The 14,207-nt window shown below is 61.3% G+C and carries 9 protein-coding genes; 7 read left to right on the top strand and 2 right to left on the bottom strand.

From position 1 onward, the window contains the following. Window positions 1–12: 12 nt before the first annotated feature. Both ACX2DJ_RS10450 and ACX2DJ_RS10455 read right to left on the bottom strand, forming a co-directional pair. Window positions 13–882 (bottom strand): hypothetical protein, encoded by an 870-nt coding sequence (locus tag ACX2DJ_RS10450; protein ID WP_462572467.1) that lies wholly within the window; start codon window positions 880–882, stop codon window positions 13–15. Between the two features lie 115 nt (window positions 883–997). Further along, window positions 998–3,568 carry a TonB-dependent receptor gene (locus ACX2DJ_RS10455; protein WP_462572468.1) on the bottom strand — a complete coding sequence of 857 codons (2,571 nt, stop codon included), beginning with the start codon at window positions 3,566–3,568 and terminating at the stop codon, window positions 998–1,000. A gap of 271 nt (window positions 3,569–3,839) precedes the next feature. Here ACX2DJ_RS10455 and typA point away from each other — a divergent pair, with 271 nt between their 5' ends. From typA to ACX2DJ_RS10490, 7 genes are all read left to right on the top strand, one after another. Further along, the gene (gene typA / locus ACX2DJ_RS10460) at window positions 3,840–5,678 is read left to right on the top strand and encodes a translational GTPase TypA (protein ID WP_462572469.1); all 1,839 of its coding nucleotides are present in this window, start codon (window positions 3,840–3,842) and stop codon (window positions 5,676–5,678) included. Between the two features lie 57 nt (window positions 5,679–5,735). After that, window positions 5,736–8,924 (top strand): class I SAM-dependent DNA methyltransferase, encoded by a 3,189-nt coding sequence (locus ACX2DJ_RS10465; RefSeq protein ID WP_462572470.1) that lies wholly within the window; start codon window positions 5,736–5,738, stop codon window positions 8,922–8,924. A gap of 261 nt (window positions 8,925–9,185) precedes the next feature. Further along, window positions 9,186–10,655, top strand: a complete 1,470-nt coding sequence (gene putP / locus ACX2DJ_RS10470) for a sodium/proline symporter PutP (RefSeq protein WP_462572471.1) — start codon at window positions 9,186–9,188, stop codon at window positions 10,653–10,655. A 31-nt stretch (window positions 10,656–10,686) separates the two neighbouring features. Then, window positions 10,687–12,498, top strand: a complete 1,812-nt coding sequence (gene ggt / locus ACX2DJ_RS10475; protein WP_462572472.1) for a gamma-glutamyltransferase — start codon at window positions 10,687–10,689, stop codon at window positions 12,496–12,498. 79 nt (window positions 12,499–12,577) lie between these two features. Beyond that, window positions 12,578–12,979 (top strand): thioredoxin family protein, encoded by a 402-nt coding sequence (locus ACX2DJ_RS10480; protein ID WP_462572474.1) that lies wholly within the window; start codon window positions 12,578–12,580, stop codon window positions 12,977–12,979. 39 nt (window positions 12,980–13,018) lie between these two features. Then, on the top strand, window positions 13,019–13,738 hold the full coding sequence (locus ACX2DJ_RS10485; RefSeq protein WP_462572475.1) for a cytochrome c biogenesis CcdA family protein: 720 nt from the start codon (window positions 13,019–13,021) through the stop codon (window positions 13,736–13,738). Between the two features lie 68 nt (window positions 13,739–13,806). Next, window positions 13,807–14,184 carry a VOC family protein gene (locus ACX2DJ_RS10490; protein WP_462572476.1) on the top strand — a complete coding sequence of 126 codons (378 nt, stop codon included), beginning with the start codon at window positions 13,807–13,809 and terminating at the stop codon, window positions 14,182–14,184. The last annotated feature ends 23 nt before the right edge of the window (window positions 14,185–14,207 follow it).

A 14,207-nucleotide genomic window follows, 5' to 3' on the forward strand; every position in this document is an offset into this window, starting at 1 on the left:
AGCCGCCCGGCCCTATTCGAAGGTCCGTTCAAGATGCTCGGCCTGGGCGCCCGATACCCCGGCATGGATCACCGCGATCATCACCGATGCGACCACCGTAACGATCACGCCGACCAGCGCGAACAGGCCAAACATTCCGAACATCGAACCAATGGCAGAGGCGGGATCGACTGCCCCCTCGCCCAGGCTTTCGATCGTGCCATAGAACAGCGCAAAGGGTATCGCGAACAATACCAGCGAACCGGCAATCAGCACCAGTAATGCAAGCAGGATGTTCACAACGTTGGCACCCGTAAGCTGCCACGCACGGGCAATGGCAGTTACAGGATTTCGCACCCCGTCAACCGCAACCACTGGCGCCAGGATTGACAGCCGGGCGGCCAGGTACAGCAGCGCCGCAATCAGCGCGACGGCAGAGATTACCGCGCCCACCGGCCCCAGCAATGACAGCACCCCCGCGACAAGCCCCAATACGATCGCACCGATGAAATAGCCGATCGCGAGCAACACAAAGGCACCCATCAGGCTGATCCCGCTGACGAACCCGCCGGTCAAAGCCTCGCCGAAATTGGGGTTGAGCAGTGGGGAAGCGAGCCGGCTCATCGCAGCCGACTGTGCTGCGTAGAGGTAGAAATAGACGAGATATAAAAGGAACATCATGAACATCATGCCGATGCCCATCCCCATGCCCATTGCGCCCATGTCTTGCGCTCCGGCAGCCAATCCAAGCGCAGCCATCGATGTGCCGAATGCGCCGAATGCAATCATCATGAAAATGATCTGCATGGCAAAAAACGTCAGCCACATTCCGATCAGACCGCCCAGCCGCGATCCAGTGATTTCGGCTGTCTTCGAAAGTATTTGAGACACGCTGATCTGCATAATTCCCCCCTATATCAGTTATCTGGGGCAGTTCATCACAAGCTCGCCGATCTGGCAATAAAAAAGGGGCCGGTTCTCACCGGCCCCTTCGCAATTGGTTTTGAAGCGATTGACGTCAGAACTTGTAACGCACCACGCCGCCATAGGTGCGCGGCTGGCTGGGATAGCCAGACACCGTGCCGGCCTGCGCAACGCCATCAAACACCGCGATGATGTATTTGTCATTGAGCAGGTTGCGCGCCCAGGCACCGATTTCGAACCCGTTTTCAAGCGCCAGGGTCATCGAAGCGTTGACCAGGTTTACTTCGCGCTGGAAATTGTTCGGCCCGAAGGTTGGCAACCCATTGTTCATCCGCGTGTTGCTCTCATGCGAATAATCGATGCGGCTGACCAGCTTGGTGCCCGCAGCAAACTCATAGGTATGTGTTGCCGAGGTAGCGAGATTCCACGCTGGGATCCCGCCCGGACGCAGGCCCGACAGATCGCCCACCGGGCTCTCGGTAAAGCTGTCGAACAGCGGATCAAGATAGGTTGCGGCGAAGGTGAACACCAGGCTGTCTACCGGCTGGATACGGGTGTCGAGTTCGAAGCCCTTGACCGACTGTTTGCCCGCATTGTTGAGCTGGAAGCCAGTGCCGGTGAACAGGAAGCTCTGGAAACCCTTGAGCGTCTGGTCGAACAGCGCCAGGTTGATGCTCAGCCCCGTCCACTGGGCCTTTACACCCACTTCCCACACCTTGGCCTGTTCAGGCCCGGCAAAGCGCGAACCGGTGCCCAGGTTCGGCACCGCCAGCCCGGCATCGCGAATTGGCGAGGATGGCGCAAGGATGGTCGAACGTAGCGGTCCGGGGATGAAATCACCGAATACCGGGCGGCTATCGCGCGACAAATTGACCGAGCTCGCCTTGAAGCCGGTGGCATAGCTGACATAGGCGTTCACATTGCCGGATAATTCATAGGCCGCACGCAATGTGTAGCTGAAATCATCATCGCGGGTCTTGCCATCCTCAACCGCATTGGGGGTGTTGAGGAAGGGCGGCTGGAACTGGAACGGTATCAGGCCCAGCAACGGGTTCTGCGTCGGATCGGTCGCCAGTGCGGCGATCTGGGCGAAGGCCGCCGGATTGTTTTGTGCAAAGGCCGCGATCACCGCTGGATCGGTGCTACCGATCGCACCGGCGATGAAGGCATCGACCAGATTGATGTTGGCCAGTTCATCGAAGGCCTGGCCCGACAGGGCAAAATCCTTCTTGTCGTCAGTATAGTTGAAACCGGCAGTCAGCACGAGGCCATCAAGCGGCTCGAAATCCACCGTGCCGAAGATCGACCACGATGTATTGTCCATCGAATAGCTCTCTGCGGTAAGCGCCCCGGCAGAGAAAATGCTGTTCTGCGGCAGGCCCAGCGCCTGTTCCACCCCGTTGAACACCAGCGGATTACCCGCCAGCAGCGAGAAGAACGGCCGCGCCGCCGCGCCGGTGTTCAGTTCGCTTTCCTGGTTGATCTTTTCATCGAAATAGAAGCCGCCAAGCAGGAAGTTGATCGGGCCATCGAAATCCGATGCGATCCGCAGTTCCTGCGTAAAGGTATTCACTTCCTGATCGCGGATCTCGCTGACAATGTCGGCGCTGGTGAAATCGACATCCTGGTCAACGAAGTTTTGCAATTCGCGATAAGCTGTGATCGAGGTTACCGAAAGCGGGCCAGTCTGCCAGTCAACCTGGACCGAGCCGCCATAGTTGTCGACCTTGTTTTCCGGAACCTTGTTCAGGAAAACGTCATAGCTGAAGAAATCGGTGCTCAGCGCGCCGCCAACAGCGAAGATGGCTGGCGCGGTCGGGCCTGCGACCAGCGTGCTGACGGTGCAGCATGCCTCGTTGATGCGTGAATAATCGCCGATCGCGCGAATGCGCAGGTCAGCGGTCGGTTCGAACAGCAACTGGCCGCGCGCGGTCCAGCGGTCGCGATCAGAAAGTTCTTCATCGAGGTTGACGATCCGTGCGTAACCGTCGCGCTTGTTGTAGCTGCCGTCGAGCGAGAAGGCGAGTGTTTCGCTGAGCGGGCCGGTAATGTCGCCCTTCACGCGGATATCATTGCGATTGCCGTAGCCGGCCTCCAGGCTGCCGCCGAAGGTGAACTGCGGCTCGCGCGTGACGACCGAAATCACACCAGCCGAAGCGTTCTTGCCGAACAGCGTCGACTGCGGGCCGTTGAGCACTTCGATGCGCTGGACATTAGCCAGATCGTTGAGCGACGATGCCGAGCGCGAGCGGAATACACCGTCGATGAACACGCCAACCGAAGGCTCGATCCCGAAGTTGTTGTCACCATTGCCGAACCCGCGAATGATGAAGGTCGAAGATGACGAGTTCTGCAACTGGCTGACGCGCAGCGATGGCGCCACCGACTGCAGATCGAGCACGTCGCGGATCTGCGCCTGTTCGAGCGTCTCGCCCGATGTCACCGAAACCGAAATCGGGGTTTCCTGCAGCGTCTGTTCGCGCTTGGTTGCGGTAACGATGATAACATTGTCACTGGCGAATTCGCCTTGTTCGCTCCCGGCCTCGTCATCGCCCGCGTCCTGCGCATGGGCAGCCGCAGGCAAGGCAAGGCCGATTGCTGCAACGCTGCAAAGCAGCGCACGGCGGCGCAATCCGGCAGCACCGCCGGTCAATTGATAACGCATGAAATCTCCTCTCTCATATGACCGGCGAGGGGTGGGTATGAGAGAAGCTGCAACGCAGCCTTTCCCACCGGTCAATGTAATCGTTTTAGAGAGATCGCTGAAACAGCACAAGAATCATCCGTTCGCGGCGCAATCGGCAGTTGCGCGTGTTGCCATGGCGACACAGTGAGGCAATCTCACACCGCTTGTCGCGGGCGCACGCATCGGCTAGGGGCGCGCAGCATTGTGCGGCGCAACATGCCGCCACCTTCAATCCGTTCGAAAGTTCACTATGTCCCGTTCGCTTCGCAATATTGCGATCATCGCCCACGTTGACCATGGCAAGACCACGCTGGTCGACCAGTTGTTCCGCCAGTCAGGCACCTTCCGCGACAACCAGCGGGTGGAAGAACGCGCGATGGATTCGGGCGATCTCGAAAAGGAACGCGGGATCACCATCCTTGCCAAATGCACCAGCGTCGAATGGGAGCATGATGGCGAAAACAACCGCATCAACATCATCGACACGCCCGGCCACGCCGATTTCGGCGCCGAGGTTGAGCGCATCCTGTCCATGGTCGACGGCGTGATCCTGCTGGTCGATGCCGCCGAAGGCGCGATGCCGCAAACCAAGTTCGTCACCGGCAAGGCGCTGGCGCTGGGCCTCAGGCCGATCGTGGTGGTCAACAAGATCGATCGCCCCGATGGCCGCCCGCAGGAAGTGCTGGACGAAGTGTTCGACCTGTTCGTGTCGCTTGACGCCAATGACGATCAACTCGATTTCCCCGTGCTCTATGCCTCGGGCCGCGATGGCTATGCCAGCGACGATCAGGACGCGCGCAGCGGCACGCTGGCCCCGCTGTTTGAACGGATCGTCAACCATGTCTCGGCCCCGCAGCTGGACGAAAACGGCCCCTTCACCTTCCTCGCCACCCTGCTCGATCGTGACAATTTCATGGGCCGCGTGCTCACCGGCCGGGTGCAGTCCGGCAGGCTCAAGGTCAACGATCCGATCCATGCGCTCGACATAAACGGGAACGTGGTCGAAGCCGGGCGCGCAACCAAGCTGATGAGCTTTCGCGGGCTTGAGCGCGTGCCGGTGGAGAGCGCGCAGGCGGGTGACATCATCGCGCTGGCGGGGCTCGAAAAGGCCACCGTTGCCAACACCATTGCCGATCCTTCCGTGCGCGAACCAATTGCCGCGCAGCCAATCGATCCGCCCACGCTGGCGATGCGCTTTGCCGTCAATAACAGCCCGCTGGCCGGGCGCGAGGGCGACAAGGTGACCAGCCGGTTGATCCGCGACCGTTTGCTGCGCGAAGCCGAAACCAATGTGGCCATCCGCGTTACCGAGGCCGATGACAAGGACAGCTTCGAGGTGGCCGGGCGCGGCGAACTGCAATTGGGCGTGCTGATCGAAACCATGCGCCGCGAAGGCTTCGAGCTGGGTATTTCGCGCCCGCGCGTGCTGTTCCGCGAGGAAGACGGGCCCCAGGGAAAACAGCGCTTCGAGCCATACGAAACCGTGGTGATCGACGTTGATGACGAACACAGCGGCACCGTGGTCGAGAAGATGCAGCGCCGCAAGGCCGACCTTACCGAAATGCGCCCCTCGGGCGTGGGCAAGACCCGTATCACCTTCTCCGCCCCCAGCCGCGGGCTGATCGGCTATCACGGCGAATTCCTGTCTGACACGCGCGGCACCGGCATCATGAACCGGCTGTTCGAGAAATACGGCCCCTACAAAGGCCCGATCGAAGGGCGCAACAACGGCGTGCTGATCTCCAACGGCGATGGCGACACGGTCAGCTATGCGTTGAACATGCTGGAAGAACGCGGCGAGCTGTTCGTGGGTGCGCAGGTCAAGGTCTATGAAGGCATGATCATCGGCGAGAACGCCAAGCCTGACGATCTGGAAGTCAACCCGATGAAGGCCAAGCAGCTTTCCAACGTCCGCTCATCGGGCAAGGATGACGCGATCCGCCTGACCCCGCCCCGGCGGATGAGCCTGGAACAGGCGATCGCCTATATCGACGATGACGAGATGGTCGAGGTGACGCCCAAGAGCATCCGGCTGCGCAAGGCGATCCTTGATCCGCACGAACGCAAGAAGGCCCGCCGCAAGGGCTGAGGGTTAAACACCCAAGCCTGCTGGACAAATCCAGTTTCACAGGCCACCACTGTACGGGTGACGGTGGACGAATTCATTGCCAAATGGCTCGGGGTCAAGGGCGGGGCTGAACGGGCCAATTACGGCCAGTTCGTCAATGATTTCTGCCAGGCGCTCGACTTGCCGGTTCCCGGTGTCGCCGATGGTGGTGTTCTGGGTGACTATCAGTTCGATGGCCCCATCCCCGGCGGTGCGATTGGCGGCGGCGTCGGCTTTGCCGATCTTTACAAGCGCGGCCATTTCATCCTTGAGGCCAAGCAGTCGAAACTGCCCGAAGCCACCAAGAACCAGCCCGAACTGTTCGACGCAGCGGAGAACGCCCCGGCCTCCCCCTCAGGCGCCAAGTATGACAAGCTGATGCGCGGTGCGCTGGCGCAGGCAAAGCGCTATGCCGTCAACCTTCCCGGCGACCACCCATGGCCACCATTCCTGATCGTGTGCGACGTGGCGCGCGCGTTCGAGGTCTATTTCGACTATTCAGGCAATGGGCGCGGCTACGGGCATTTTCCCGATCAACACAGCTACCGATTTGAGATCCAGCGCTTTGCGGACGAAGAAACCCGCAACCTGTTCCGCGCGATCTGGACCGATCCGGCCAGCATTGATCCGCGCGCGCAGTCGGCAGAAGTTTCGCGCGGCATTGCGCGGCGGCTGGCCGACGTTTCCAAATGGCTCGAATCGACCCAGAAACAGAAAACCGCCGAGGCGACCGATAGCCAGCGCAGCCTTGCGATAGAGGAAACTGCGCTGTTCCTGATGCGGATTATCTTCTGCATGTTTGCCGAAGATGTCGGCCTGCTGCCCAAACGCAGCTTTACCGATTTCCTTGAAAAAGCTGTCGGCAACGAAGCCGCATTCGAACCGGAATTGCGCCAGCTATGGTCCGTAATGGGCCATGACGGAGGCGGTCGCTATGCTTCTGCCATCGGCGGGGATGTGCGCTATTTCAATGGCGGGCTGTTCGCCTCTTCACAAACTTACAAGCTGTCCAATTCCGATCGCGGCGAATTGTGGGAAGCGGCCAAGGCAGACTGGACCAAGGTGGAACCCGCCATCTTCGGCACACTGCTGGAACAGGCGCTGACCGCCAGCGAACGGGCCAAGCTGGGCGCGCACTACACCCCCCGCCCCTATGTCGAACGGCTGGTGCAGGCCACTATCATGGATGTGCTGGACGGTGAATGGGCCGCGCTGGATCAGAGCGATGCCCAAGCGGTTGCTGAATTTCATGACCGTATTTCCACCATCCGCGTGCTCGATCCCGCCTGCGGTACCGGCAATTTCCTTTATGTCGCGATGGAAAACCTGATGCGGCTGGAAAGCGACGTGATCGAAACGCTGCGCCAATTGGGGGAACACGCCGAACCGCGCGTGGGGCCGCAGCAATTCCTGGGGCTGGAGCTGAACCCGCGCGCGGCGGTTATTGCCGAACTGGTGCTGTGGATCGGCTGGCTGCGTTGGCGCATGAAGAACGATCCGGAAGCTGCGCCCACTCCGGTGCTCAAGCAATTCGGCAATATCAACTTCGGCGGCCATGCCGGGTATGATGCGGTGCTGCGGCATAAGCCGACGGGAGAGGCCGACACTGACAATCCGGTGATCCCCGATTGGCCGGAGGCGGATTTTATTGTCGGCAACCCGCCGTTTATTGGCGGCAAGGATATTCGCAGCCAGCTTGGCGGCGATTACGCCGAAGCTTTGTGGGCCGCCAATCCGCGCGTTCCCAAATCGGCCGATTTTGTGATGCAATGGTGGGACCGCGCGGCGCATACGCTGGTCGCCTCCGGCAGCCCGCTGATCCGCTTCGGCTTCGTCACCACCAATTCCATCACCCAGACATTTAGCCGCCGGGTGATCGAGGGGTATCTGGCCCAACCCCGCCCCGTCATTGCGAGCGAAGCGAAGCAATCCAGCGAGATAACTGGATCGCCGCGCGCCTCCGGCGCTCGCGATGACGAAGAGGCAGGCCTCTCGCTCATCCTCGCCATTCCCGATCATCCTTGGACCAAGGCAACCAAGGATGCCGCCGCCGTGCGCATCGCCATGACCGTGGCCGAGCGGGGAAGCCGCGATGGGCAATTGGTGGAGATTGTCCGCGAACAGGGGCTGACAACCGACAATCCCATGTTGGAGGAACAAGGCACGACGGGTCGGATCAATGCCGATCTGTCTGTGGGGGCGGACGTGACTTCTGTTAGCGCCCTTCTGGCGAATGAAGGACTCGCTTCCCCCGGCGTAAAGCTGCACGGCTCAGGCTTCATCGTCACCCCCAAGCAAGCCGAACATCTGGGCCTTGGTAAGCGCGAAGGGTTGGAACACTATATCCGGCCATACCGCAACGGGCGCGATTTGTTGCAGCGTTCGCGCGGGGTAATGGTGATCGACCTGTTCGGCCTTACAGAAACCGAAGTGCGCCAGCGCTACCCCGAAGTTTACCAGCATCTGATGGAAACCGTATTGGTCCAGCGGGTAGAACAGACAAAGAAATCACCAACCAAGGATGCACAAGCCTACGCTAAAACCTGGTGGCTGCATGGGAAGCCCAGACAGGAACTACGACCCGCACTTGCAGGGCTGCACCGCTACATCGCAACGGTAGAGACTGCCAAGCATCGGATATTTCAATTCCTCGATGCGGAAATCCTGCCCGACAATATGCTGATCGCGATCTGCAAGGACAATGCGTTTCATCTGGGTGTGCTTTCAAGCCTGGCCCACCTGCAATGGACCTATGCCAAATGCAGCCTTCTGGGTGTCGCCACATTTGCCCAAGGCCATCGCTACAACAAATCCCAAATCTTCGACCCCTTCCCCTTCCCCGATCCCACGCCGCAGCAGCGCTCCACAATCGCCGACCTCGCCGAAGAACTCGACGCCACCCGCAAGCAGGCGCTGGACGAAGTGACCGGCCTGACCATGACCGAAATCTACAATCTGCGCGACCGCTTGCGGCGCGGAGAAGAGATGGATCTGGTCGAAAAATCCCGCGCCCATGCCGCGCGCGCCGGGATCGTAGGCCGTATTCACGAACAATTGGATGCTGCAGTCGCCGCCGCCTATGGCTGGCCCGCCGATCTGCCGCCCGCAGAAATTGTCTCCCGCCTCGTCGCGCTCAACCATGCCCGCGCCGCAGAGGAAAAACAGGGCCACATCCGCTGGCTACGCCCCGATTACCAGATCCCCCGCTTCGCGCCTCAAAGCTCCTGACTTCCCCCGCCCCGTTTTCCTACTCCCCTGCGCCCGCGCTATATCAGCGCCCGCTCTTTCCCCGCGTCGATCCCCCTTCCCCCGCCGTGCAAGCGCTCGCCCGCAGGCCGCAGCTTTTCTTCATCAAGACCGTGTTCCATGTGTTCCATCTTGCCGGAAAGCGCCCTGACCCGTGGCCGCCACGTGGCCGCAGCCTGATCGCCGCGCCGTTTTCCCTCTGCGGGTGGTCAAGCCCGCCCCGGCCTGTTACCCGCTGCCAACATGCATAGCGGAACACTGATAACACTCGCCCTTTACTTCATCCTCATGCTCGGCATCGGCGTGTTCGCGTGGAAGCGCTCGACCGATACCAGCGAAGGCTATCTGCTGGCCGGGCGCAATCTGCCGCCCGCCGTGGCTGCGCTCAGCGCCGGGGCATCGGACATGTCGGGCTGGCTGCTGCTGGGCCTGCCCGGTGCGCTTTATGCCGGCGGGCTGGTCGAAGCCTGGATCGGCATCGGGCTGTTTGTTGGCGCGGTGGCGAACTGGATCGTGGTGGCCCCGCGGCTGCGCGCACAGACCGAAAGCCTGGGCAATGCGCTGACCATCCCCGAATTCCTCGCCAACCGCTTTCCTGACCGGGCGGTGGCGCTGCGGATCGCCTCTGCCGTGGTGGTGGTGGCCTTTTTCACGGTTTACACTGCCGCTGGGCTGGTGGGCGGCGGCAAGCTGTTCGAAACCGCCTTTGCCGGGATCCTGCCCAATGCGGGAATGAGCGATTACATGCTGGGCATCTGGATCACCGCCGGGGTGGTGCTGGCCTATACCATGGTGGGCGGCTTCCTGGCCGTGAGCCTGACCGATTTCGTGCAGGGCTGCATCATGGTGGTGGCGCTGGTGCTGATGCCGCTGGTGGTGATGTTCGGCGAAGGGGGCAGCGGCGGGGCCTCGCTGCTCGAGGTGCCGCAGGAGGGGTTCCTCAGCCTCACCCACGGGCTGACGCTGATGGGCTTCATCAGCGCGGTCACCTGGGGCCTGGGCTATTTCGGCCAGCCGCATATCATCGTGCGCTTCATGGCGGTGCGCAGCGTTGCGCAGATCGCCACCGCGCGCAATATCGGGCTCGCGTGGATGGGTGTGGCGCTGGTTGGTGCGCTGGGCGTGGGCATTGCCGGGCGCGCCTATGCCCATCGCAACGGGATCGTGCTGGATGACCCGGAGACGATCTTCATCGTCCTGTCGGACCTGCTGTTTCACCCGCTGATTACCGGCTTCCTGTTTGCCGCGCTGCTGGCCGCGATCATGAGCACGATCAGCTCGCAATTGCTGGTTTCCTCAAGCTCGCTGACCGAGGATTTCTACCGCCTTTTCCTGCGCAAGAACATCAGCGAGCGCGAAGCGGTGAATGTCGGGCGGATCTGCGTGGCACTGGTAGCGCTGGCGGCGATCGCGATTGCGTCTGACCCTGACAGCGAAGTGCTGGGCATGGTCGCCAATGCCTGGGCCGGTTTCGGCGCCGCCTTCGGCCCGCTGATCATACTTTCGCTGACCTGGGACCGGATGACGGGCACCGGCGCGCTGGCCGGGCTGGTCACCGGCGCGGCGGTGGTGGCGGGATGGATCGCGCTGGGCTGGAATTCCAGTTTCATTGGCGGCCAGGGATTGTATGAAATCGTGCCCGGCTTCATTGCTGCATGGCTGGCCATCGTGCTGGTCAGCAAGGCCGGTGAAGCACCTGCGCCGAGTGCGTGATCGAAAAGCTGTAGAGACTGGAGAGACCGCTATGACTGCCGCCCGCTTCACCATTGCCGCGCTTGCCTCGATGGCGCTCGCCACACCGCTGGCGGCTGACAACCACGCGGGCGACAAGGCCGAGGCGCGGCCAGTGCACGAACAGATCGGCCCCGGCGGGCGCCCGGTGGGCGCGCCGTGGTCACGCAGCCCGGTCCACGCGCAGCACGGCATGGCGGCAACCGCGCATCCGCTGGCAACGCAAATCGCGCTCGATATCCTCAAGAGCGGCGGCAATGCCGTGGATGCAGCGATCGCGGCCAATGCGGCGCTGGGCCTGATGGAGCCGACCGGTAATGGCATCGGCGGCGACCTGTTCGCGATCATCTACGATCCTGCAACCGAAAAGCTCTATGGCCTCAACGGTTCGGGCCGTTCTCCGCAAAACCAGACGCTTGATCAGCTCAAGGCCAAGCTGGGTGAGGCGGACAGCCTGCCGCCGCTTGGCGCTCTGCCGGTTACCATTCCGGGCACGGTCGATGGCTGGTTCGAAATGCACAACCGCTTTGGCCAGCTGCCGATGGCAGACGTACTTGCGCCCACCATCAAATACGCGCGCGAAGGGCACCCCATAGCTCCGGTGATCGGCGAGTATTTCGCACGCAATCTGCGCGCGTTCGAAGCCCGCGCCGACCAGTTCGATTTCACCAATGCCCAGGCCACATGGTTCGCCAATGGTGCACCCAAGGCGGGTGAGATCTTCAAGAATCCCGACCTTGCCAATACTTTGGAGCGGATCGCGCAAAACGGGCGCGACGAGTTCTACAGCGGCCAGAGCGCGCAGGTGATGGTCGATTACCTCCAGCGGCAGGGCAGCGCCTATACGCTGGAAGATTTCGCGGCCCACCGCAGCGAATGGGTCGAGCCCGCCTGCACCGCCTATCGCAAGGGTTACGAGCTGTGCGAACTGCCGCCCAATTCGCAAGGTTTCGCGGCGCTGCAGATGGTCAGCATTCTCAAGAACGTCGACCTCTCGCAATGGGAGCGCGGCAGCCCGGAAGTGATCCATTACATCACCGAGGCGAAGCGCCTCGCCTATGCCGATGTGGCAAAGTTTTATGCCGACCCAGGTTACGCGCCCTTCCCGATGGAGCTGCTGAGCGACGGATACGGCAAGGCGCGTCTCGCGCTGATCGATCCGGACAAGGCGACGCCCGAATTCACGCCGGGCGACCCAATGCCTGAGCCCAAGCTGGAGGGGCCCGGCGACACCACCTACCTTACTGTGGTGGACAAGGACGGGCTGATGGTCAGCCTGATCCAGTCCAACTATCGCGGCATGGGTAGCGGGCTGACCCCTGACGGCCTCGGCTTCATGTTCCAGGATCGCGGCGAGCTGTTCAGCCTCGATCCTGCGCATGCCAATGCCTATGCGCCGGGCAAGCGCCCGTTCCAGACGATCATCCCTGCCTTCGTGAAGAAGGATGGCAAGCCATACATGACGCTGGGGCTGATGGGCGGCGGGATGCAGCCACAGGGGCATGTGCAAGTACTGATCAATCTGGTGGATTACGGCATGAACCTGCAGGAGGCAGGCGATGCGGCACGGCTCAATCATGATGGCGGGCGCCAGCCGACCGAACCCGCCAGCGGCCCCGCGAAGGATCCGCTCGGCACGCTGTTTGTCGAACCGGGCATTCCGGCGTCGACCGTCACCAGACTGCGCGAGATGGGCCACAATGTCGAAGTGGTCGATAACGGGATCATGTTCGGCGGATACCAGGCGATCGCGCGCGATCCCGAAACCGGCGTGCTGACCGGGGCCACCGAAATGCGCAAGGACGGGCAGGCCAGCGGCTATTGAGGCTGTAACCTTTTGAAGCTCCACGGCGAACTGGGGGTAAAGAGCGGAGATAGACTCCGCTTAATACCGGAGTTTGTTGATGCTACGCTTTTTCGCCATCATTGCCGCCGTCGCCTCTTTCATGTTCGGTGCATTCAGTCTTGCAGCCAGCGACTCGCGTGAAGGATGGGTCGATTATTCCGCTCAGGGTTTTGCCAAGGCCCAGCAATCCGGCGATGCCATAGTGGTGGATGTCTATGCGACATGGTGCCCCACCTGCCGCGCGCAAGAACCGATCCTTGACGAATTGCGCAAGGACAAGCGCCTTTCCAATGTGACCTTCGTCAAGGTCAATTTCGACAAGGACAAGGATTTCCTGCGCGCGCACCGCATCCCGCGCCAGTCGACCATCCTGGTGTTCAAGGGTGAAAAGGAAGTGGCCCGTTCAATCGCGGAGACTGACCGCACCCGGCTGCGCAAGCTTGTGTTCGATGCGATCTGATGGCGTTCCTGGTGCATTCCGCCTGCTCGCCTGCCTGACATGATTTCAAGCGTGTTGCTCGCTTTCGTCGCCGGACTGGTGACGATCCTCAACCCCTGCGTCCTGCCGCTGGTGCCAATCCTGGTCGCTTCGGCACTGGGCAAGAGCAAGGCCGGGCCACTGGCGCTATCGGCCGGTCTGGTGACCAGCTTCACGCTGTTCGGCTTCAGCGTGATTGCGTTCGGTTACTCGATCGGCATCAACGAACAAGTGGTTCGGCTGGGCGCAGGGGCCCTGTTGGCGCTGGCTGGCGCGGTGCTGCTGATGCCAAGGATGCAGGCTGCGATCAGCGCTGCGGCTGCACCCGTTTCCAATTTCGGGCATCAGCACCTGCAGAAGATAAGCGGCGACGGCGCAGGCGGCCAATTCGTGGTCGGCTTGCTGCTGGGCGTGGTGTGGGCGCCATGTGTTGGCCCCACGCTGGGCGTCGCGATTGCGGCTGCAAGCCAGGGTGAAAACCTCGCTGCCAGCATGCTGATCTTCCTGGTGTTCGGCCTGGGCGTGGCGTCCTCGATCCTCGTCTTTGCCTATGGATCGCGCCGTGCCTTGAAAGAACGTGGCCAGGCAATGCAAACTATCGCCCGCTACGCCAAGCCGATCTTCGGTGCGGCGCTGCTGACGGTTGGATTGATGATCGTGACCGGATTGGACAAGATGATTGAAATCGCCCTGCTCGATCTGATGCCGCAATCGCTGATCGAATTCACAACCCGGTTCTAGCGCTACAAGGGACTCGCCAGCCAGCCCGCAATCGTCCATTCCCCCTTCTGACGGAAGGAGAAGTGGAGATGGCCAGAATTACCGGATTGGGCGGTGTGTTCTATGTCGTGAAAGACCCGGAAGTTACGCGCGAATGGTATCGCGACAAGCTGGGAATCGATGGGCCATACGGCCCGCAGCTCGCCTGGGCGGATGAGCCCAAGGAAAACCCCTACTCGCTGATCAGCCATTTCAAGGACGATACCTATCTCAAGCCCGGAACAGGCGGCTTCATGGTCAACCTCAGGGTCGACGATCTTGGCGGCTTCCTGAAGCTGCTCAAGAAGCGCGGTGTGAAGGTGCTTGACCACGTCGACGAGGGTTATGGCAAGTTCGCCTGGGTGCTCGATCCTGACGGGGTGAAGATCGAACTGTGGGAGCAGGTTGCGGAAGAATTGCCTGAATAACGCGCGTTTACCATTGATTAACC

This window comes from Altererythrobacter chaiwopuensis, assembly GCF_054957755.1.